Consider the following 21,179-nt stretch of genomic DNA (forward strand, 5'->3'; position numbering starts at 1 on the left):
ACACTGGCGCAGGCCGTGCAGCTGAGGTTGCTGCCACAGGCCGGACACCAGCGCCGGGACGTCCGGTAGGCGCAAAGGCCGGCGACGAAGCCCAGGACGATGCCCGCGATCGCTGCCGCGGTGACAAACATGGCAGGCCCTCCGTTCGGCGACTGAAAGTAACCTTTGCGTTGCCCATGGCGGGCCGCAAGGCCGGACGGCGAGATCGCGAGCGAGTGAGCGGCTGAGTGTGGTGAATCATCAATGGAGATGTCTCGATTGACATGATCCGTCGTCCCTGCTCCGTCTCGGGGTTGTGGTGCACGACGGAGTTCGCCGGCCACCCCGACGCCCGGGCCGCCGAGGCTTCGTGATGTCCTGTCCTGGTGTCGTCGACCAGCACGGAGTTTGCCACGCTGCTGGCCGGGCCGGTGCTGCCCGCCGCGCGGGGACTACTTGGTGCCACCCTGGCCGCGAACGACGTCACCGTCCGGATCACCGAGGTCGAGGCGTACGCCGGCAGTGGCGGCGACCCGGCGTCGCACGCCCACCGCGGCCGTACCCCGCGCAACTCCGTGATGTTCGGCCCGGCCGGGTACGCGTACGCGTACTTCACCTACGGCATGCACTGGTGCATGAACGTGGTCACCGGGCCGGACGGGGAGGCGTCGGCGGTCCTGATCCGGGCCGGCGAGGTGGTGGACGGGCTCGAGGTGGCCCGGAGCCGTCGGGTCGCCGTACGCCGGGACGTGGATCTGGCGCGCGGACCCGCCCGGCTCTGTGCGGCCCTCGGCCTGGACCGTGCCGTCTACGGCCGCTACCTGCTCGGCGACGGTCCGGTACGACTTCGTCCGCCGGTCGCCCCGGTGCCGCCGTCGATGGTCGCCGCCGGTCCCCGGGTCGGGGTCACCGGCGCGTACGACCTGCCCTGGCGGTTCTGGATCGCCGGGGACCCGACGGTCAGCGACTACCGCCGGCACGTCCCCCGTCGGGCACGACCCGCCTGACGGGATGGTCGGCGGGAGGGGCAGCGCCTACTATTGGCTGCGGTCAATCATCGGCCGGGTGCGCTCCGCAGTGGCTTCGCGACCACGGCCGACGCCGATTCCGGGGGAGGCGTGTCCATGCGGCAACCGACGGCTCGATACCAGAACTTCCTGATGGACAGCGACCGGTGGACGGGTTTCCCGTTCCGGGCCGGCGACATCGTGATCTCCACACCCGGCAAGTGCGGTACCACCTGGACACAGATGATCTGTGCTCTGCTGATCTTCCAGTCGACCGACTTTCCGCAGCCGTTGGACGTCATGTCGCCGTGGCCGGACGTGTTCACCCGCAAGCGGGAGGAGGTCCTGGCCGACCTGGAGGCACAGGACCACCGGAGGTTCCTGAAGACCCACACGCCGCTGGACGGGCTGCCGTTCGACGAACAGGTCACCTACGTGACGGTCGGCCGGGATCCCCGGGACGTCGCCATCTCGTTCGACAACCACATGGCCAACACCGACTTCGACAGCCTGATGGCGCTGCGGGCCGTCGCGATCGGCGAACCGCTTCCCGCCGCCCCGGGTGACCAGGCCCTCGGGGCGGTCGGTAACGGCGGGCTGGCGGGACAGGCCGGACCGGCTGTGCTGCCGCCGGGCGTCCCGGATCCGGCCCAGTCGCCCCACCAGCGGTTCTGGAGCTGGATCGGGGCCGAGGACGACTTTGTCGGACTGCGGACGATGCTGCACCACCTGGACACGTTCTGGCAGGCCCGGCACCTGCCGAACGTCGTCCTGCTGCACTACGACGAGATGAAGGCGGACCTCGACGGGGTCATGCGCCGGCTCGCCGACCGACTCGGCATCAGCGTGCCCGAGGACCGCTGGCCGGACCTGGTCCGGGCGGCCGAGTTCACCCAGATGAAGCGCCGCGCGAAGGAACTGGCGCCGGAGACCGTCATCTGGCGGGACCCGGACCGCTTCTTCCACCGTGGGGTCAGCGGTCAGTGGCGGGCCCTGCTCGACGAGGACGACCTGCGACGCTACCGGGAGCGGGTGTACGCCCTCGTCGACCCCGACCTGGTGGCCTGGATCCACCAGGCGGCGCCACTCGACCTACCCTGAACCCGGGCGGCGGACGTCGTCAGCGGGCGTGCCCGAACTCAGCGGGCCTGTCCGCGGTCAGCGGCGGGCGCAGATTTCGGCGTGGTGTGCACAGGCCGGGTAGCCCGTGGCGGTCAGGACGTTGGCCTGGGCGTCGCCGGTCAGGTAGTCGACGACCGACGACGCCAACGAGGCCACCCCGGTCGACTGCTGCCGGCGGTAGACGTACTCCACCGTCCAGAAGGGGTACCCGGCGCCGATGTCGGCGGGTGTGGTATCCCGACCGTCCAGCCGGACCGGTACCACCGCAGGCTGCGCCTGCTGGGCGTCGGGGGCGTCGGCGTATCCGATCGCCCCCTCCACCTCGGTGACCCGGCGGAGCAGGCCGGCCGTTGTGCTCTCCTCGCAGAGGATGGTCGCCTCGCTCGCGTACGTCCGGTTCACACAGTCCGACGAGGTCCGTTCCCCCTGCGACCGCGGGGTGCGCCCATCGCCGAGCACATACCGCTCGAACGCGACCCGACTGCCCGACTGTCCCCGACCGACGATCCGTACCGGTACCGGCGAGAGCCGTGGGTCAACGTCTCGCCAGGTCTTCTGCCGACCGTCGAAGATCCGACGGAGCTGCGTGGTGCTCAGGGTGAGTGAGTCCACGCCCGGACCGGTCACCGACGGATGTACCACGACGCTGAACGGCACGATCGCCACCGCCCGCTCGACCAGCCCGGGGAAGACGTTCGGATCCGCCGGGCCGTCGGAGAGCGCGACCCGGCTCTGATCACCGTTGGGAAGGTCCCGCAGCTGTTCGAGTCCGTGCTGGCTGTTCGAGACCGAGAGCCGGATCGTCGCGTCCTCGCAGTAGGCGGTGTAGGAGCCGATGACCCGGCTGGCCGCGGTGCCGAAAGCGCTCGAGCCACCGACGTCGAGGGTGCCCTCGACACACCGGGGCGCACCCGGCGGAGTGGGTCGCAGTCCGGCGGAGTTGACCAGCCAGACCACGATCAGCGCCCCGGCGCAGAGTGACGCCGTCACCGTGGTCGCCACCCGCCAGTTCCGTACGTTGCGCTGCTGTTGCCGACGGGCGTCGACGATCTCGCCGCCCTTCAGCACGCCGCCCACCCGTACCACGTTCTCGTCACTGTGTCCGGAGAGCAGGACGAGCAGCTTGAACCGGCTCGCCGCGTTGAGGTGCTCCGGCGGCAGCACCACCCGGTTCACGGTGGCGGTCAGCCTGGGCGCGATCACCCTTACCAGGTCGGGCGGATGCGCCTCGGTGACGTCGACGGTCTTCACCGAGCGACGCCCGAACTCGAGTTCGACGGGAAGTTGGTAGTCGTCGGCGCTGATGTCCGTCCTGCCCTCGTTCGTGATCCGGACCACCACCATCGACGGATCGGCGATCACCTCGTCCTGACGATCGTGGAGCCGGACCAGTTCGCCGGCGTCCGGCGGGTCGAGGCCGAGCCGCGAGTTGAACAGGACGTTGTAGGAGAGCACTTTTCGGCCGGCTCGGCGGGCCCGGACCTCTTTCCAGGCACCCCACCCGGCAGAGAGCACCAGGCCGAGGAGGAGGGCCCAGACGCCGCCCTGGGCGAGCAGGATCTCCGTCACCGCGTCGACGGCGCCACCCAGCGTTCTTGACATCGGTACCTCCCCCGGGGTCTGGCAGTGCACCAGGGGAAGCTGACCGTGGCCCGCCGGCCGGGCGTCCACAGTGGCTCCGGCCGATGACGTACGGGTGAAAGCTGTCGTCGCGACGGTGGCCCGGCGCATCCGGTCGGAGTCGGCGCCGGGGCGCGGACCGGCCCGCGCCCCGGCGGTCAGCCGGGACGCGGGCCGGTCGTGGAGCAGAGCCGGAACCGCCTGTGGTCACGGGTAGTTCGTCAGGTACCGCTGCTGGTTTGCCAGGTTGGCGGGTTCGCCGGTGTTGTTGATGATCCGGTTGATGGTGCCGACACCTCCGAGGGAGACGGTCACCATGTTGTGGAACCGGACCCCGGGAGTGTCCGGCACCTCGAACGACCGTTCGTTGACCACTGCCGGGTTGACGTTGAAGTAGCAGTAACTGCCCAGGCCCCACGCCTCGTGACTGGTCACCGAGTCGGCCACCTTGTACGCGGCGTAGCCCCGGGTCGAGCCGTTCATCCAGGCCGCCTGGTTCGGCGGGTCGTACGGCTTCTCGTTCTGGAAGAAGTACGTCCGTCCGCCGTTGCCGTTCCAGATCACCTCGTACTTCTGGTAGTGCTCGACGAAGAGGCCGTACATGGTGACGTTGTCGCCGTCGACCACCAGGCCGGTGTCGGCGGGGTTGACCGTCCAGCCGTACGTGCCGGGGTCGCCGTGGTCGGCCCGCCACAGCCACATGTGGTCGCCGATCACGTTGTCGCTGTTGATCCGCAGACTGGTGGTGGCCTTGCCGGGGACCGCGCCGCCGATCCGGAAGAAGACGTCGTGCAGCGAGGTCGGGTTGGCGGCGTGGCTCGCCGACGAGCCGGCCGGACCCACCTCCATCAGCACCGACGAGTTCGTCGCGCCGGCCTCGAACATGATGCCGGCGACCTTGACCCCGTCGACGTCCGCGACGGTCATCGCGGTGACGCCGTTCTGCGGCTCGATCGTGGCCAGGCCGAGGCCGAGCACCACGGTGTCCGGCCGGGTCACCCGGATCGTGTCGTCGAGCCGGTAGAGGCCCGGGGTGAAGAGCAGGTTCTTCCCCTGGGCCAGGGCGGCGTTGATGGTCGCCGCGGTGGTGCCGGGCCGGACGACGAAGAACGTGCCCAGCGACAGCGACGAGCCGACCGGGGTCTTGTTGTACCAGCTGGTGCCGGTCGAGTTGCTCCGCAGACCGGGGACGAAGACCCGGTACTCGCCGTTGCCGGCGACGTACAGGAAGGGCTTCTCCCGGACCACCGGGGTCTGCGGAATCACCGTGTGCGACGGGTTCGGGAAGTGCGGCGGTGGCGCCCCGGTGACGCCCTGGAACACCATGTTCCACACCGATCCGGTCCAGCTGCCGAACTCGCTGTTGCGGGAGTACCACTGCTGCTGGGAGCCGGAGACGACCATTCCGTCGATCTTGGTGTCGGCCATCAGGCCGCCGCTGGACCAACCGTCGCCGCCGTTCCAGAGCTGGATCTGGTTGCCGGCGCCGCGTAGGTGCATCCGCCGGTACGGGGCCGCCTGGGAGACCGCCCAGCGTTCGACGATGGTCCCGGCCGGCAATGTCACCGAGAGGTTCTCGGCGGACCGCCAGAAGTTCTGGGTGGCGTTGCCGCCCATCCAGAACGCCTCCGCCCGGACGTGTCCGTTCAGGTTGACGTCGTCCGGGGACATGCCGAGGCCGGCGACCTGGGTGAAGAAGCCGAGGTTGACGTCGGCGGTGTAGGTGCCGGGCTTGAACAGCACCGCGTACCGCCGGGGGGCGAACTGGGCCGTCTCCTGCTCGGTGAAGATCGTGTTCAACCGGCTCTGGATCGTCGCCGTGGGCGTCGACGGGTCGAAGACGAAGGTGTTCGGGCCGAGGTTCGGGTTGAACGGGTCGGTCGGCTCGACCGGGCCGGGACCGGGCCCCGGGCCACCGCCACCGGTCGTCCTGACCTCGAACTCCCAGAGGGAGTAGCCGTAGCCGGTACCCCGGGCGGTGCCGTACATCCGGACGTGGCGGCCGGTGCCGGTGACGTCGAGGGTCTGGTTGCCGCCGGTGCCGGTCGTGGTCGTGTGGATGGTGTTCCAGGTGGTCCCGTTGTCGGAGACCTGGATCTGGAAGGCGCGGCCGTAGGCCGCCTCCCACCGCAGCACCACCTGGCAGACCGTGGCGGTGGCGCCGAGGTCGACCTGCAGCCACTGCGGGTCGGCGGCGGCACTGGACCAGCGGGTGCCGGGGTTGCCGTCGACCGCCGCCGAGGCGGGGAAGCCGGCGTCCTGGGTGGAGGAGGCGGTGGCCGGGCGTCCGGCGGCGGCGTTCGCGGTGCCGCAGGTGCCGGGGTTGCTTCCCCCCAGCTCGCCGATCACCTGGAACTCCCAGAGGGAGTAGCCGTAGCCGGTGCCCCGGGCGGTGCCGTACATCCGGACGTAGCGGCCGGTGCCGGTGACGTCCAGGGTCTGGTTGCCGCCGGTGGCGGTGCTGGTCGTGTGGATGCTGGTCCAGGTGGTGCCGTTGTCGGAGACCTGGATCTGGAAGGCCCGGGCGTAGGCGGCCTCCCAGCGCAGCACCACCTGGCTGACGGTGGCGGTGGCGCCGAGGTCGACCTGCAGCCACTGTGGATCGCTGGCCGCGCTGGACCAGCGGGTGCCGTTGTCACCGTCGACCGCCGCGGCGGCCCCGAATCCGGCGTTCTCGGTCGAGGAGGCGGCGGCCGGACGGCCCTGGGAGAGCAGGGTCGGTGCCGCCGACGCGGCCGGCGCCGAGGCGACCAGTGGGGCCAGGGTGAGCAGGAGCGTCGCGGCGACCCCGAGGGCGACCGGCCGGGACCGGCGGCGACGGGGATGAGCTCGGGAGGAAAAACGCTGAAAAATCATGACGATACCTACCGATGGGGGATCGTCCGAGGTCACCACGCCGCGCGGGGCGGCGGGTCACGTCGGTGGGGGACGGTGCGGTGCCGCGCCGGGGTAACGACGGGTACGCCGAGCCGGCGCGGTGCGGTGGTGGGACGGGACGGCGTCGGAGGGTCGGGGTGCGGGACGGAGAGCGCTCTCTCGACGGTCCAGAGTCTTGCGCCCGCGTTCCGTGGCCGTCAAGACATCAATCTATTACGACGTAATTTATCCGGATTGACGAAAACTGCGGGACTCCGCCCCGTGATCGCGGCGGGAGCGGTGGTTCAGCGACGGATGCCGCCGGCCGCGAGCAGCTGGGCGATCGGCAGGGTGGCGGCGCCCAGCGCGACCGCGTCGACGCCGAGCTGGCCCAACTCGATCTCGGTCTGCTCGTACGGCTGGCGGAGCGCCTGGCCGGCCGCCGCCTCCCGGATCGCCGGCAGCAGGCGGGCGCCGAGTGCCATCCCGGCCCAGCCGCCCAGCACCACCCGTTCCGGGTTGAACAGGTTGATCAGGTTCGCCACCCCGGCACCCAGGTAACCGGCCGTCTCCGCCAGCACCCGACGGGCGGTCGCGGAGTCGTCGGCCGCCTCGATCAACGCGTTGAGCCGGGTCTCCTCGTCGGCACCGGGCACCACCCGGCCACGCCGGGCCTCCCGGTAGCGGTCGAGGATGCCCTCCGCCCCGACGTACGCCTCGAGGCAGCCGCGCGCCCCGCACCGGCAGGTGCGGCCGCCGTACACCAGGGTGGTGTGTCCCCACTCGCCGGCGCTGCTCGACGAGCCCCGGTACATCACCCCGTTGGTCACCACCGCGGCGCCGACGCCGGACCCGACCAGGGCGAAGACGGCGTGCCGGCTGCCCCGCCCGGCACCGAACCACATTTCCGCCTGGCCCAGCGTCTTGGCGCCGTTGTCCACGTGGACCGGCAGGTCGACCTCGGCCCGGACCAGCCGTTCCAGCGGCACCCCGGCCCAGCCGAGGGTCTGGGCGTGCACCAGCGCCTCGTCGCCCTGCACGACCACGCCGGAGACGCCGATGCCGACGCCGAGGATGTCCGCGCGGGAGACGGCGGCCTGTTCGGTGACCGCGGCCAGCCCGGAGAGGATGTGCCGGACCACCGCCTCCGGGGCCGGGCCCGCCGAGTCGAGTGGGTAGTCCGCGCTGGCCAGCAGCGTCATCGCGAGGTCGAAGAGTTCCACCCGGACCCGGGTCTCCCCGACGTCGACCCCGGCCACCACGGCGTAGCGGGGGGCCACCCGGAGTTTCATGCTGGGGCGTCCGCCGTCGGACTCCACCGCGCCGGCCTCGACCACCAGGCCGGCGCCGATCAGGTCGCCGACCACGTTGCTGACCGCCGGTTGGCTCAGGCCGGTGCTGCGGGCCAGATCCTGCCGGGTCAACGGACCCTCGAGGAACAGCTTGGACAGCAGGGCGGACCGGTTGCGCTGTCGCACGATCCGGTTCGTCGTCCGTTCCAGGTCCACCCACCACCTCGATAAACCCGGCTTGCCGGGAGTCACTGTACGGCCAGTCCTTGACGGCCGGCCCACCACACACTTTAATAACGGCGTTAATTAAGCCTTGATGGAACCCCCCGGTGGAAGCGCTACCACCCGCCGGTGCGGACCGTGCCCCACCGCTCCACCACCTCCGGCCGTCCGAGCACCCGCCTCCGGCGAACCCGCCGACGGGCACCCGGACCGGCCGCCGACGCAGAAGGGCAGACCGTGTCGAAGAGACACCTCGCAATGGTCGCCGCGGCCCTGCTGACGACCGCCTCCCTCGCCGCCTGCGGTGACTCGGGCGGTTCGTCGGGCGAGGCCGCGAAGACGCTCACCTACTGGGCGAGCAACCAGGGCGCCAGCATCGAGTTCGACAAGCAGACCCTGCAGCCCGAACTGGACAAGTTCGAGAAGCAGACCGGCATCAAGGTCAACCTTGAGGTCGTACCGTGGTCGGACCTGCTCAACCGACTGCTGGCCGCCGCCACGTCGGGCAAGGGCCCCGACGTGGTGAACATCGGCAACACCTGGTCGGCGTCACTGCAGGCGACCGGTGCGCTCGTGCCGTTCGACGACGCCACGCTGGGCGCCGTGGGGGGCAAGGACCGGTTCGTGCCGGCCGCACTCGCCGCCGCCGGTGCTCCCGGCCAGCCGCCGGCCGCGGTGCCGCTGTACAGCCTCGCGTACGCGCTGTACTACAACAAGAAGATGTTCGCCGACGCCGGCGTCACCAACCCGCCCGCCACCTGGGAGGAGCTGGTCGAGACCGGCAAGAGGCTGACCAGGAGCGGTCAGTGGGGTCTCGCCGTCGAGGCGGCGAACCCGTCGGAGAACGCCCACCACGCCTTCACCTTCGGCCAGCAGTGGGGCGGCGAGTGGTTCGACCAGGCCGGCAAGCCGACCTTCGACACCCCGCAGAACGTCGCGGCGGTCAAGCGGTACGTCGACCTGATGGCGGTCGACAAGATCGTCAACCCGAGCAACGCCGAGTACGCCCAGAACCAGTCGGTCGCCGACTTCGCCAACCGCAAGGCGGCGATGCTGCTCTGGCAGGCCGCCGGCAACAACTTCAAGGCCCAGGGGATGAGCCCCGACGAGTGGGGCGTCGCCCCGGTGCCGTTCCCGGCGGTCACCCCGCCCGGCGGCAAGCGGGTCAACAGCATGGTCGCCGGCATCAACATCGCGATCTTCAAGCACACCGAGAACAAGGACGGTGCGCTGCAGTTCGTGAAGTTCATGACCAGCGACGAGGAGCAGACCATCCTCAACAAGACCTACGGCTCGCTGCCGTCGGTCACCACCGCCGGTGCCGACCCCGCGTTCCAGGCTCCGGAGCAGAAGGTGCTCCAGGAGGTGCTCAGCACCACCGCCGCACCGCTACCCCAGGTGCCCGACGAGAGCGAGTTCGAGACGCTGGTCGGCACCGCGATGAAGGAACTCTTCGCCGACGTCGCGAGCGGCAAGCCCGTCACCGACGCGCAGATCAAGGAGAAGCTCAGCGTGGCGCAGCAGAAGATGGGCAGCTGAGCGGCGACACCTGAAGCGGTCCGGCCCCGACCGCCGGTCGGCGTCGGACCGCGACCCCAACGGTGACCGTGGAGGGGCACCACGCGCCACCCTCCACGGTCCACCTTCGAAAGGATCCGATGGCCACCACCACCGCACCCGGCCCGGTCCAGTCCACCGGGAAGCGGGCCGGGCACGGCGGCACCGACCGGCCGCGCCGCCGCGGGCCGCGACGGTCCCGCCTGCCGTACCTGCTGCTCGTCCCCGCCCTCGTCCTCGAGCTCGGCATCCACGTCGTACCGATGCTCGTCGGGGTCTGGATGAGCCTGCTCGAGCTCACCCGCTTCCACATCCGGGACTGGTCCACCGCCCCGTACGTCGGACTGGCCAACTACCAGGTCACCTTCGACTTCGACTCGGCGACCGGCAAGGACCTGGTGCACTCGTTCTGGGTCACCATCGTCTACACGATCGCCTCGGTCGGCATCTCCTGCCTGCTCGGCCTCGCCGCCGCGGTCTTCCTGCAACGGCCGTTCCGCGGCCGGGCCCTGCTGCGGACCCTCTTCCTCACCCCGTACGCGCTGCCGGTCTACACCGCCGTGATCACCTGGAGCTTCATGTTCCAGCGGGACACCGGCCTGGTGAACCACGTACTGGGTCAGGTCGGCCTGGTCGACCCCGACGACGCGCCGTTCTGGCTGATCGGCGGCAACAGCTTCTGGTCCCTGCTGATCGTCTCGGTCTGGCGCTCCTGGCCGTTCGCCTTCCTCTGCCTGATGGCCGGACTGCAGAACGTCCCCAACGAGCTCTACGAGGCGGCGGCCATCGACGGCGCCGGCTTCTGGCGACGGCTGCGCAGCGTCACGCTGCCCCTGCTCCGCCCGGTCAACCAGGTGCTGGTGCTGGTCCTCTTCCTGTGGACCTTCAACGACTTCAACACCCCGTACGTCCTCTTCGGCGGCGCCGCGCCCCGGGAGGCCGACCTGATCTCGATCCACATCTACCAGAACTCCTTCGTCACCTGGAACTTCGGTCTCGGGTCGGCGATGTCCGTGGCGCTGCTGCTCTTCCTGCTCGTCGTCACGGCGCTGTACCTGGTCGTCACGAACCGCAGGAGGGACCATGCGTGAGACCACCGGCGAACGCTGGGCCCGCCGCATCGTGCTCAGCCTGCTGACCCTGTTTGTCATCACCCCGCTGTACGTCATGCTCAGCTCGGCGCTGAAGCCGCTGCGTGACGTGCAGGGAGCCTTCACCTGGATCCCGAGCCGACCGACCGTCCAGCCGTTCCTGGACATGTGGCGGACCGTCCCGCTCGGCCGGTACATGCTCAACAGCCTGCTGGTCGCCAGCATCGCCGCGGTCGTCTCGGTGGTGGTGGCGATCTTCGCCGCCTTCGCGGTCAGCCGGTACCGGTTCCGGGGCCGGCAGCTCTTCTCGGTCACCGTGCTGTCGACGCAGATGTTCCCCGGCATCCTCTTCCTGCTGCCGCTCTTCCTCATCTACGTCAACCTCGGCAACATCACCGGGATCGAGCTGTACGCGACCCGGCTCGGGTTGATCATCACGTACCTGACCTTCTCGCTGCCGTTCTCGATCTGGATGCTGGTCGGCTACTTCGACTCGATTCCGCGCGGCCTCGACGAGGCGGCCCAGGTCGACGGCGCCGGGCCGATGCGCACCCTGTTCCGGGTGATCCTGCCGACGGCGGTGCCGGGCATCGTCGCGGTCACCGTGTACGCCTTCATGACCGCCTGGGGCGAGGTGCTGTTCGCCTCGGTGATGACCGACGAGAACAGCCGTACCCTCGCCGTCGGCCTGCAGGGATACGCCACCCAGTACAACGTCTTCTGGAACCAGGCGATGGCCGCCTCGGTCGTGGTGAGCATCCCGGTGGTCGTCGGCTTCCTGGCTCTGCAACGCTACTTCGTCGCCGGCCTCACCGCCGGCGCGGTGAAGTAGGCACCGGCGGGTGGAGCCGACCACCACCACCGACCGGCGGGGGACCACACCGGCCCCGGCAACGGCGCGCGCCCCGCCGGGCGAGCACCGGCGTGGCGACCCGTCCACCCCTGTCCGTCACGCCCGCCCTGTCCGTCGCACCTGCGCCCGGCAGGGCCCGGCCACCGAAGCGTCAAGCAAGAACCAAGAGGAGAGTCGACAAGTGTCGGACCTGTCCAAGTTGCCACCCCACTTCACCTGGGGCGTCGCCACCGCGGCGTACCAGATCGAGGGTGCCGCCGCGGAGGACGGCCGCAAGCCGTCCATCTGGGACACCTTCAGCCGGGTGCCCGGCGCCGTCGACAACGGCGACACCGGCGACGTGGCCTGCGACCACTACCACCGCTGGCCCGAGGACGTGGAGCTGATGCGCCGCCTCGGCGTCGACGCGTACCGCTTCTCGGTCGCCTGGCCGCGGGTCGTCCCAGACGGGACCGGCCCGGTCAACCCGGCCGGGCTGGCCTTCTACGACCGGCTGGTCGACGGGCTGCTGACCGTCGGGATCCGGCCGCTGGTGACGCTCTACCACTGGGACCTGCCGCAGGCGCTGCAGGACCGCGGCGGCTGGCCGGAGCGGGCCACCGCCGAGGCGTTCGCCGAGTACGCCGGCCTGGTCGCGGGCCGGCTGGGGGACCGGGTCACCGACTGGGTGACGGTGAACGAGCCGCTCTGCATCTCCTGGATCGGTCACCTCGAGGGCAAGATGGCCCCCGGTGAGCGGGACCTGACCCGGGCGATCGCCACCTCGCACCACGTACTGCTCGGGCACGGCCTTGCCACCGCGGCGATCCGGGCCGCCTCGCCGACGCCCGCCTCGGTCGGGATCGTGCTGAACCCGAGCCCGTGCGAGCCGGCCAGCGACCGCCCCGAGGACGTCGCGGCGGCGATCCGGGCCGACGGGCACGTCAACCGGTGGTGGCTCGACCCGCTGTACGGTCGGGGCTACCCCGCCGACATGATCGAAACGTACGGCGTCGAGCCCCCGGTTCACCCCGGTGACCTGGAGTGCATTGCCACGCCCACCGACTTCCTCGGCCTGAACTACTACTTCCGCCAGGTGATCGTGGACGACCCGCAGGGACCGGTCCCGTACGCCCGACAGATCCCGGTGCTGGGCGCGGTGCACACCGCGATGGACTGGGAGGTCCACCCGGCCGGCCTGGAGGAACTGCTGGTCTCGGTGCACGAGGAGTACGCGCCGAACCGGATCATGGTGACCGAGAGCGGTTCGGCCTGGCACGACGAGCTCACCCCGGAGGGCACCGTCGAGGACAAGGAACGCACCGACCACCTGGAGCAGCACCTCGAGGCGTGTGCTGCGGCGGCTGCCCGGGGCGTACCGATCGACGGCTACTTCGTCTGGTCGCTGCTGGACAACTTCGAGTGGGCATACGGCTACGACAAGCGGTTCGGCCTGGTGCACGTCGACTACCCGACGCAGCGGCGGACGATGAAGGCGAGCGGCCTGCGGTACGCCGAGCTGATCCGCGAACACCGGCGGCTCGTCGGCGATGTGGAGTCGTCCGCCCCGACGGTCTGAGAACCTCACCGACCGGGCTCAGTCCCGGGTGGCCCGGACCGTCGACCGCGGTCCGGGCCCGGCACCCGGCACCAGCCCGGCCGTCGGGTCGGCTGGTCCCCGGTCGGCCGGCCCGTCTCGATCGGCGGACAGGTTCTGTGCGGCCGCTCCGTCTCGTTCGGGAAACCGGTTGTGCTGTGCGGCCGGCCGCGCTCGTCCGGGAGCCCGGTTGCGCTGCCCGATGCTCCGGACGAGCAGCCCGGCGGTGACCGCCGCGATCGCGCAGAGCGGCCAGAGCAGGCCGGGCGCGACCGAGTAGACCAGGGCACCGAGCGGTGGGGCGAGGATCGTGCCACTGGTCGCCGCGCCCAGGTAGAGGCCCTGGTACTGGCCGACCAGCGCGGGTGGCGCCGCGTCGAGGACGTGCGCCGTCGCCGTCGTCTTGTAGAGGATCTCTCCGCAGGTGAGTACCACCATCGCGCTGACCGCGAGCCAGGCCGCCGTCCCGAGGGAGAAGAGTCCGAAACCGAGCCCGACGAGGACGTACCCGGCGCCGATGATGCCGAGCGCGGAGTGCCGGCGCAGCACCGTGGCCACCGGGATCTCCAGGCAGAGGATCATCGCGGAGCCGAGGGCGATGAGTGCGGCGTAGAGCCCGACCGGCTGTCCGTGGTCGCGCAGGTGGACCGGCAGGGTGGAGTAGAGCTGCCGGTAGACGACGTCCACGACCACCACGGCCGGCAGCAGGGCCAGCAACCCGCGGTCGGCGCGGACCGCACGCCACAGCGCCCTGACCCCGGTGCCGGCGCCGGCCGTCGGCGCCGGGTCGGCCGGCAACAGCCGCGCGGTCGCCGCGCGGACCAGCAGGGTCAGCACACCGTCGATCACGAAGAGCCAGGTGAAGCTGTACGTCACCAGCAGCGCGCCGGCCGGTGGTCCGATCACGCAGCCGGCGTTGAACGCGGCCCGGGTGACCGCCACCGAACGACGTCGATCCCCGGGCGGTACGGCCATTGCCACGAGTGCCCCCTGGGCCACGCCCGAGGTGGCGTGGGCGTAGCCGACCACCGGCATGACCACTGCCAGTACGACAGCCGGCAGCCAGGGGACCGCGAGTGTCCCCAGTCCGGCGACCGCCGAGGCGACCAGCAGGGTCCGTCGGTGCCCGAACCGGTCACCGAACCAGCCGCCGGTGAGGTTGCCGGCCAGCAGCCCGGCCCCCAACGCGCCACTGATCAGTCCTGCCGGCCCGACCGGCAGGCCGCGTGGACCGGTGAGGTAGAGGAAGAGGTAGAAGGCGACGAAGGAACCGGCGGCGTTGACGAAGCGTCCGGCGGCGAGCGTCCAGACGACCCGGGGGATGTCCCGCATGCCGCTCCCGTCGATCTGTCCGTGGTTTCCGCTCCGGTGCCTGGTCACCAGCGTAGGTTAGTGAGTCCCATATTGGAACTGACCTGCCGGGCGTACCGGCTGCGGCCCGCCGGTCGGGCGAGGTACGACCGAGCGGGACCTGCTCCCGCCGACGCGGGTACGGTGTGCGGAGCCCATTGAAGGGCGACCACGTCCCGCCTGCTCGCACCACGTACCGAGGAGTCCAAGATCAGATGAGTGATCGGGTCCACACCCCCGAGCCGGGGTCCAAGAGCCAGTCGCGGCCGACCAAACAGGAGCGCAGGGCCGCCGCCGAGGCGGCCGCCGCCCGAGCCGCCGAGACCCGGGCGCACCGGCAGCGCTGGATCGGGGCGGTCGTCGGGGTCATCCTGGTCGGGTTGGGGTTCGCCGCGCTCATCGTGCTCCGGGACGATCCGGACAACCGGTCGGAGAACACCGCCGCGCCGGCGGCGAGCCAGCCGGCCGACAGCGCCCCGACCACCGCACCCACCCCTACACCGCCCGGCACGACCGGTCCGACGCCCTCGGCCGGCGGGCCCGAGGCGGACCTCGACCCCCGGCTGGGACAGCCCCCGGTCGTCGAGGCCGGCACGGGGGAGCTCAGCGAACTCGGCGTGACCACCCTGATCAAGGGCAAGGGGCCGGAGCTCGAGCGCGGCCAGACCATCCTGGCGAACTACGTCGGTGTCTTCTACGGCAGCGGGGAGGAGTTCGACTCCTCCTGGCGGCAGGGCCAGCCCGCGCAGTTCGAGGTCGGGGTCGGCAAGGTCATCCCGGGCTGGGACCAGGGGCTGGTCGGCGTACCGGTCGGCAGCCGGGTCCGGCTCGACATCCCGACCGACCTCGCGTACGGCCAGAACCCGCCGGAGGGCTATCCGCAGGGACCGCTGCGCTTCGTGGTGGACGTGCTGGCCGCCCGGTAATCCGCCCACGACGTGCGAAGGGCCGTCCGGCGCGCACGCGCGGCGGACGGCCCCTCCGTCTCCGGACGCCAGGGTGTCCCGGCTCCGATGGCCTTTCCGGAGCGGTGTCACGACCCGACCGGGACCGACTCCTTCGGACGCCCGTCGGTGATGCCCTCGACCGCGTCGGTGGTCTCGCTGTCCCGGTGTGCCCGGTACTGCCGCACCGAATAGGCCAGCGCGAGCCCCCAGACCAGGTAGAGCACCGCGTAGACGGTGTATCGCACGGTGTCCGGGGCGTCGATCCAGTCGCTGCGCAGCAGGGTCCGGGTGTTGGTGACGATGATGAGGCCACCGACGGCCGAACCGAGGATCCGTGGCGGGATGTGCCGGACCAGCCAGGCCGCGATAGGCGCGGCGACCACCCCACCGAGCAGCAGCACCGCGACCCAGGCGAAGTCGACGTTCTCGCTGCCGAGCCCGACCAGGAAACCGACACTGGCGGCCACCGCCACCAGGAACTCGCTGGTGTCGATCGACCCGATCACCTTGCGGGGCGCGAGCCGTCCGCTGGCCAGGATCGCCGGGGTGCCGACCGGTCCCCAGCCGCCGCCACCGGTGGAGTCCACAAAACCGGCGACAAGTCCGAGCGGGGCGAGGAACCGCTTGCGCAGCGGCAGTCCGAGACGGTCCCGTCGGATGCCGAAGGCGGTGAACCGGACCAGGATGTAGACGCCGAGGGCGAGCAGCAGCAGCGCCATCACCGGCGCGGCCACCTCGGTGGAGAGGCTGGCCAGGAAGGTCGCCCCGGCGAACGCGCCGATCGCACCAGGTACACCGATCTTGGCGACCACCTTCCAGTCGACGTTGCCGAAGCGCCAGTGCGCGGCGCCGGAGGCGAGGGTGGTGCCGATCTCCGCGAGGTGCACGGTGGCCGAGGCGGCGGCCGGATTGGTGCCGATGGCCAGCAGGAGGGTGGTGGAGGTGACGCCGTAGGCCATGCCGAGGCTGCCGTCCACGAGTTGGGCACCGAGTCCCACCAGGGCGAGGAGCAGGAGTTTCCGCACGGGCGTTCCTTCCCGTCTGTGGTTGAGGGGCCGGCCGGGGCCGGTGAGCTGGCTGCCGGCACCGGTGCCGACGAGGGAGCGGCGGAGCGTCCGACCAGGTCCGGACGGGGGTGGGGGCGACGGTGTGCCTAATCCCCATCTAACCAATAGGGATTGTTTACCGGGTTGTCGTGGTAGTCAACCCCGTAACTCCCGTGCCCATCTCCAGCGCAGCATCCGGCGGGCCGGCAGCACACCGGCGGCGAGCGCCAGCAGCAGACCGCCGGCCACCACCGCGGCCACCGTCACCCAGGGCGCCACCAGCGCGACTGGTACGCCGACCAGAGTTCCCGGCCTCGGTACGCGGTCGCCACCCGCCGGTCGGTCAGCCGGTTCGCTCGCCGTGGAGGTGGAGCAGGACGAGTTCTCCCGGACGCAGCGGCGGGGCCTGCAGACCGGCGCGGTCCAGTGCCCGACCGGAGAGCCGGGTCCCGGCGCCGGTCAGCCAGGCCGGCGTGGCGGCCAGCGACGCTGGGGTGGACTCCGGGGCCAGCGCACTGATCCGGTACCGGCGGTCCGGGTCCAGCCCGGGCAACCGTACCGGTCCGGGTGTGGTGGTCGGTCCGGTACCGACGCCGACCAGTGCCATGATCGCCTCCGACCGGTCCGGAGCGATCACCCCGTGCACCCACAACGCCGGATCAGGGTGGTCGACCCGGACCACCGAGCCGCCGTGGATCAGGTCCCGGTGCCGCCTGTACACCGCGACCCACTCGGCGAGCTCCCGTTCCTCCTCGGCGGAGATCGTCGAGATGTCCCACTCGACGCCGAAACTGCCGAACAGCGCCGTGCCGGCCCGGAAGGCGAGACTGTGCGTCCGCCCGGTGTGGTGTGAGCGAGGTTTCCCGACGTGGGAACCGATCAGCTCGGGCGGCAGCAGCAGCTGCGTCCAGCGCTGGATCGACTGCCGCTCCAGCGGGTCGAGGCAGTCACTACCCCAGATCCGGTCGGTCCGCGCCAGGATCCCGAGGTCGACCCGCCCGCCGCCGGAGGCGCACGACTCGATCTGCAGCCCCGGATGCCGCTCCCGCAGCGTGTCCAACAGCCGGTAGAGCGCCCGGGTCTGCGCGTGCACCCCCGGCCGCCCGGTCGGCGGACGCCCCGCGTCGAGCAGGTCCCGGTTGTGGTCCCACTTCAGGTACGCGACGTCGTACTCGCGCACCAGGGTGTCGAGCCGGTCGAGAAGGTGGTCGTAGGCGCCCGGATTGGCCAGGTCGAGGACCTGCTGCCAACGTTGCGCCCGGGGCATCCGGCCGCCGGTGGCGAGAATCCAGTCCGGGTGCGCCCGGGCCAGCTCCGAGTCCGGATTGATCATCTCTGGCTCGACCCAGAGACCGAACTCCAGGCCGAGACCGCGTACGTGGGAGACCAGGGGGTGCAGACCATCCGGCCAGATGTCCGGGTCGACGTACCAGTCACCGAGCCCGGCCCGGTCGTCCCGGCGCCCCCGGAACCACCCGTCGTCGAGCACGAACCGCTCCGCGCCGATCCGCGCGGCGGCGTCGGCGAGCGCGGTCAGCCGCTCCAGCCGATGGTCGAAGTAGACCGCCTCCCAGGTGTTCACCACCACCGGCCGGGTACGCCGTCGCGGGCTGACCGCCCGGCGCAGGTGCTGGTGGAACCGCCCGGACATGTCGTCGAGGCCCACCCCGTACGAGCCGTAGAGCCAGGGGGTCCGGTACCCGTCGCCGGGCTGCAGCACCAGTTCGCCGGGGAGCAGTAGCTCACCACCGCCCAGCAGCGTCTCGCCCTCCGGCGTCCGTTCGGCGTGGATGCGGTGGTTGCCGCTCCAGCCGACGTGCAGCCCCCACACCTCCCCGGCCCGGAAACCGAAGCCGGCCGTGCCGGCCACCAGCAGCAGGGTGGCGTCCAGGCCGGGTTTGCCGCGTCGGCTCTCCCGCAGCCAGGTACCGACGGTGAGCGGGTGGCGCTGGGGCACCCGCTCCCGGCACCACCGGCCGGTGAGGTCGAGCAGTTCGTCCGCCCGGGGCGGCACCGGAAGCCCGACCGTCAGCCCGTCAAGCTGGTACGGCTCGGCCGCCAGGTTGCGTACCTCGGCGCGAAGCCCGACGAGCCCGCCCTGATCAAGGCCGATCTCGATGGTCAGGTCCAGGGCGGCGGTCTCGTCCCGGGCGGTCACCAGGACGCCGTCGGCCCCCTCGGCGGAGTCCTCGACCGAGCGCAGCCCGGTCCGGATGAACCGGGGGGACCAGTCCTGGCCGGCCCGGTGACCGGAGAGACCAGGCAGGCCGAACCAGGCGTACGTGTGCTCCGGCACGATGCCCACCGGCCGTCCGTCCGGCGCGCCGCGCCGGACCGGTCGGCGCAGGGCGGTGGCCAGGTCGGTGAGTTCCGGTCCGGTCAGCGCGCCGAGATCGGCACCCCAGTGCAGTACCACCGGCAGGCCGTCGTCCACGCAGGCCAGCAGCAGACTGACCCCGGCCCGGCGCAGGTGGACGAGGTCGCCGGCGTCACCGTCGGTCATTCCGACGCGTTGGTCACCGGCCGGTTCGGTGTGGTGGATCTGACGGGGAACGGTCACGGCGTACCTCCGGACGCGAAAGATCTCTCAGCACCTGGCCCGGGTAGCCTGCCTCCGCGGTCCAGCCCGGTCAACGTAGGGCGCCGCTCCGGAGGCCTGCCGGCGGTCCGGCCCCGGGCGTCCGGCCGGGAGCCGACGGCCCGGATGGTAAACCGGGTACGGGTCGGCCGTCGGGATGGTGGAGAATCGGCACCGTGACGGATAGCAGCCTCTCTCCCGCCACCACCGCCGGCCTGGTCGCCGTTCTCGACGACCTGCGGTGGCGTGGCCTGATGTTCGACTCGACCGGTCCCGACGAGTTGCGGGAGCACTTCGCCGCCGGCCCGGCGACGTTCTACGTCGGCTTCGACCCCACCGCCCCCAGCCTGCACATCGGCAACCTGCTGCAGATTCTGACCGCCCGACGACTGCAACTGGCCGGTCACCGTCCGCTGTTGCTGGTCGGTGGCGCCACCGGACTGATCGGCGACCCCAACGAGCGCGGTGAACGGGTCCTGAACAGTCCCGAGGTGGTCGCCAGCTGGGTCGAGCGGATCCGTCACCAGCTCGCGCCGTTCGTCTCCTACGAGGGGGCGAACGCGGCACAACCGGTCAACAACCTGGACTGGACCGGGGCGATGTCGGTCGCCGAGTTCCTCCGCGACGTGGGCAAACACTTCCCGGTCAACCGGATGCTGGCCCGGGAGGTGGTCAAGGCCCGACTGGAGACCGGAATCAGCTACACGGAGTTCAGCTACCAGCTGCTCCAGGCCAACGACTTCTACGAGCTGCACCAGCGGTACGGCTGCACCCTGCAGTTCGGTGGTTCCGACCAGTGGGGAAACATCACCGCCGGCGTCGACTACGTCCGCCGCCGTGGCGTGGGTCCGGTGCACGCCTTCGTCACGCCGCTGGTGACCAAGGCGGACGGGACCAAGTTCGGCAAGACCGAGGGCGGCGCGATCTGGCTGGATCCGACCATGACCAGCCCGTACGCCTTCTACCAGTTCTGGTTCAACACGGACGACCGGGATATCGGGCAGCTGCTGCGGTACTTCAGCTTCCGCGGCCACGAGGAGATCGAGGAACTGGAGAAGGCGACGGCGGAGCGGCCGGCGGCCCGGGCCGCGCAGCGTGCCCTGGCCGAGGAACTGACCACGCTGGTCCACGGCGCCGAGGAGGCCCGGCAGGCGGTGGCCGCGAGTCAGGCCCTGTTCGGTCGGGGGTCGCTCGAGGAGCTGGGGCCCGAGACGCTACGCGCGGCGTTGGCCGAGGCGGGACTGGTCAGCCTGGAGTCCCTGCCACCGGTCGCGGCGTTGTTCCGGGAGGCGGGTCTGGTGGGCAGCCTCAACGAGGCACGCCGGGCGATCTCCGAGGGCGGCGCGTACGTGAACAACGAGCGCGTCACGGATCCGGAGGCGGCGATCTCCCCGGAGACGCTGCTGCACGGTCGGTTCCTCGTGTTGCGGCGCGGAAAGCGTACGTTCGCCGGGGTGGAGTTGGCCGCCGGTCGATGATGTGACGGGGAATGCCACCGGCAGATTTGACGTCGGATCCCCGGACCGCGTAATTTTCTCTCTGCCCGCGGGGAACGGACGAAGAGCGTGAAACGCGCAAAGCGGCCGGACCGCAGGTGAGGTACCGGGTACGTCGACGAGCGCAGGTTCGCGACGGGCCTGGCGGGCGGGGTGACCCGGATCGCACGAGTGGCGATTTGGTGTTGCGGACCTGACCGAGTAGAGTTCACGGTCGGCAGTGAGCCGGGCGAGCGTGTGGGTGACTCCACGAGCGGCTGGACTGCCGAAATCCTTGATCACGGTTCACTCGATGAGCTGTGCCGCGATCATGGAAATAGTTGATCGAATGAGTGGGATTTGAACCGCCGGAAAGCGGTTTGACGAAGCGAAAACGGTCCGCTAACGTAGAAAGAGCCGCCGGACGGAAACGCGAGGCGGAGGCAAGAGCCCCGAGTGGTTGGTCTTAGGATCTGCTGGTCGGTGTGTGTTTGTTCTTTGAGAACTCAACAGGGTGCTTGATAAGCCAGTGCCAAATTGTTTGTTTGGCAGCAAGTGTTTAATTTGTTGCTGGGTTTGATTTTCCAAGTTTTTGTTGGAGAGTTTGA

The 21,179-nt window shown here is 70.7% G+C and carries 15 protein-coding genes; 8 read left to right on the plus strand and 7 right to left on the minus strand.

All coding sequences use genetic code 11. The features are described from left to right. The first annotated feature begins 365 nt into the window (after positions 1–365). The gene (locus ABGB21_RS20490) at positions 366–986 is read left to right on the plus strand and encodes a DNA-3-methyladenine glycosylase (protein WP_347679018.1); all 621 of its coding nucleotides are present in this window, start codon (positions 366–368) and stop codon (positions 984–986) included. A 117-nt stretch (positions 987–1,103) separates the two neighbouring features. Further along, positions 1,104–2,087 carry a sulfotransferase domain-containing protein gene (locus tag ABGB21_RS20495; RefSeq protein WP_347679020.1) on the plus strand — a complete coding sequence of 328 codons (984 nt, stop codon included), beginning with the start codon at positions 1,104–1,106 and terminating at the stop codon, positions 2,085–2,087. Positions 2,088–2,144: 57 nt separating this feature from the next. Here ABGB21_RS20495 and ABGB21_RS20500 read toward each other — a convergent pair whose 3' ends face one another. The 3 genes from ABGB21_RS20500 to ABGB21_RS20510 form a co-directional block, all read right to left on the minus strand. Continuing rightward, positions 2,145–3,710 (minus strand): substrate-binding domain-containing protein, encoded by a 1,566-nt coding sequence (locus tag ABGB21_RS20500; RefSeq protein ID WP_347679022.1) that lies wholly within the window; start codon positions 3,708–3,710, stop codon positions 2,145–2,147. A 225-nt stretch (positions 3,711–3,935) separates the two neighbouring features. After that, on the minus strand, positions 3,936–6,584 hold the full coding sequence (locus ABGB21_RS20505) for a discoidin domain-containing protein (protein ID WP_347679024.1): 2,649 nt from the start codon (positions 6,582–6,584) through the stop codon (positions 3,936–3,938). Between the two features lie 305 nt (positions 6,585–6,889). Beyond that, positions 6,890–8,092: an ROK family transcriptional regulator gene (locus ABGB21_RS20510; protein ID WP_347657172.1), complete on the minus strand. Its 1,203-nt coding sequence runs from the start codon at positions 8,090–8,092 to the stop codon at positions 6,890–6,892. Positions 8,093–8,335: 243 nt separating this feature from the next. On the opposite strand from ABGB21_RS20510, the gene ABGB21_RS20515 reads away from it, so the two are divergent. From ABGB21_RS20515 to ABGB21_RS20530, 4 genes are all read left to right on the plus strand, one after another. Then, positions 8,336–9,637 carry a sugar ABC transporter substrate-binding protein gene (locus tag ABGB21_RS20515; protein ID WP_347657173.1) on the plus strand — a complete coding sequence of 434 codons (1,302 nt, stop codon included), beginning with the start codon at positions 8,336–8,338 and terminating at the stop codon, positions 9,635–9,637. Between the two features lie 119 nt (positions 9,638–9,756). After that, a complete protein-coding gene (locus ABGB21_RS20520; RefSeq protein WP_347657174.1) occupies positions 9,757–10,746 on the plus strand; it encodes a sugar ABC transporter permease in 990 nt (329 codons plus the stop codon). Next, positions 10,739–11,578, plus strand: a complete 840-nt coding sequence (locus ABGB21_RS20525) for a carbohydrate ABC transporter permease (protein WP_347679026.1) — start codon at positions 10,739–10,741, stop codon at positions 11,576–11,578. The genes ABGB21_RS20520 and ABGB21_RS20525 overlap by 8 nt, the downstream gene beginning before the upstream one ends. A gap of 202 nt (positions 11,579–11,780) precedes the next feature. Further along, positions 11,781–13,157: a GH1 family beta-glucosidase gene (locus tag ABGB21_RS20530; RefSeq protein ID WP_347657176.1), complete on the plus strand. Its 1,377-nt coding sequence runs from the start codon at positions 11,781–11,783 to the stop codon at positions 13,155–13,157. Between the two features lie 18 nt (positions 13,158–13,175). Here the strand turns inward: ABGB21_RS20530 and ABGB21_RS20535 are convergent, their stop codons facing one another. After that, positions 13,176–14,555, minus strand: coding sequence for an MFS transporter (locus ABGB21_RS20535; RefSeq protein ID WP_347679028.1), 1,380 nt, complete (start codon positions 14,553–14,555; stop codon positions 13,176–13,178). A 185-nt stretch (positions 14,556–14,740) separates the two neighbouring features. Here ABGB21_RS20535 and ABGB21_RS20540 point away from each other — a divergent pair, with 185 nt between their 5' ends. Continuing rightward, a complete protein-coding gene (locus ABGB21_RS20540; RefSeq protein ID WP_347657178.1) occupies positions 14,741–15,451 on the plus strand; it encodes an FKBP-type peptidyl-prolyl cis-trans isomerase in 711 nt (236 codons plus the stop codon). Between the two features lie 107 nt (positions 15,452–15,558). Here ABGB21_RS20540 and ABGB21_RS20545 read toward each other — a convergent pair whose 3' ends face one another. The 3 genes from ABGB21_RS20545 to ABGB21_RS20555 all read right to left on the minus strand — a co-directional run bounded on the left by ABGB21_RS20545 (position 15,559) and on the right by ABGB21_RS20555 (position 19,078). Continuing rightward, complete coding sequence (locus ABGB21_RS20545; RefSeq protein WP_347657179.1) at positions 15,559–16,497, minus strand: sulfite exporter TauE/SafE family protein; 939 nt, start codon at positions 16,495–16,497, stop codon at positions 15,559–15,561. 177 nt (positions 16,498–16,674) lie between these two features. After that, entirely contained in the window at positions 16,675–16,797 is a 123-nt protein-coding gene (locus ABGB21_RS20550; RefSeq protein WP_347679030.1) for a hypothetical protein, read from the minus strand. A gap of 64 nt (positions 16,798–16,861) precedes the next feature. Next, entirely contained in the window at positions 16,862–19,078 is a 2,217-nt protein-coding gene (locus tag ABGB21_RS20555; protein ID WP_347679032.1) for an alpha-galactosidase, read from the minus strand. A gap of 194 nt (positions 19,079–19,272) precedes the next feature. On the opposite strand from ABGB21_RS20555, the gene tyrS reads away from it, so the two are divergent. Further along, positions 19,273–20,574, plus strand: a complete 1,302-nt coding sequence (tyrS, locus tag ABGB21_RS20560; protein WP_347657182.1) for a tyrosine--tRNA ligase — start codon at positions 19,273–19,275, stop codon at positions 20,572–20,574. Positions 20,575–21,179: the final 605 nt, after the last annotated feature.

Source organism: Plantactinospora sp. B24E8, assembly GCF_039871735.1.
In the GTDB taxonomy this organism is placed as follows: domain Bacteria; phylum Actinomycetota; class Actinomycetes; order Mycobacteriales; family Micromonosporaceae; genus Plantactinospora.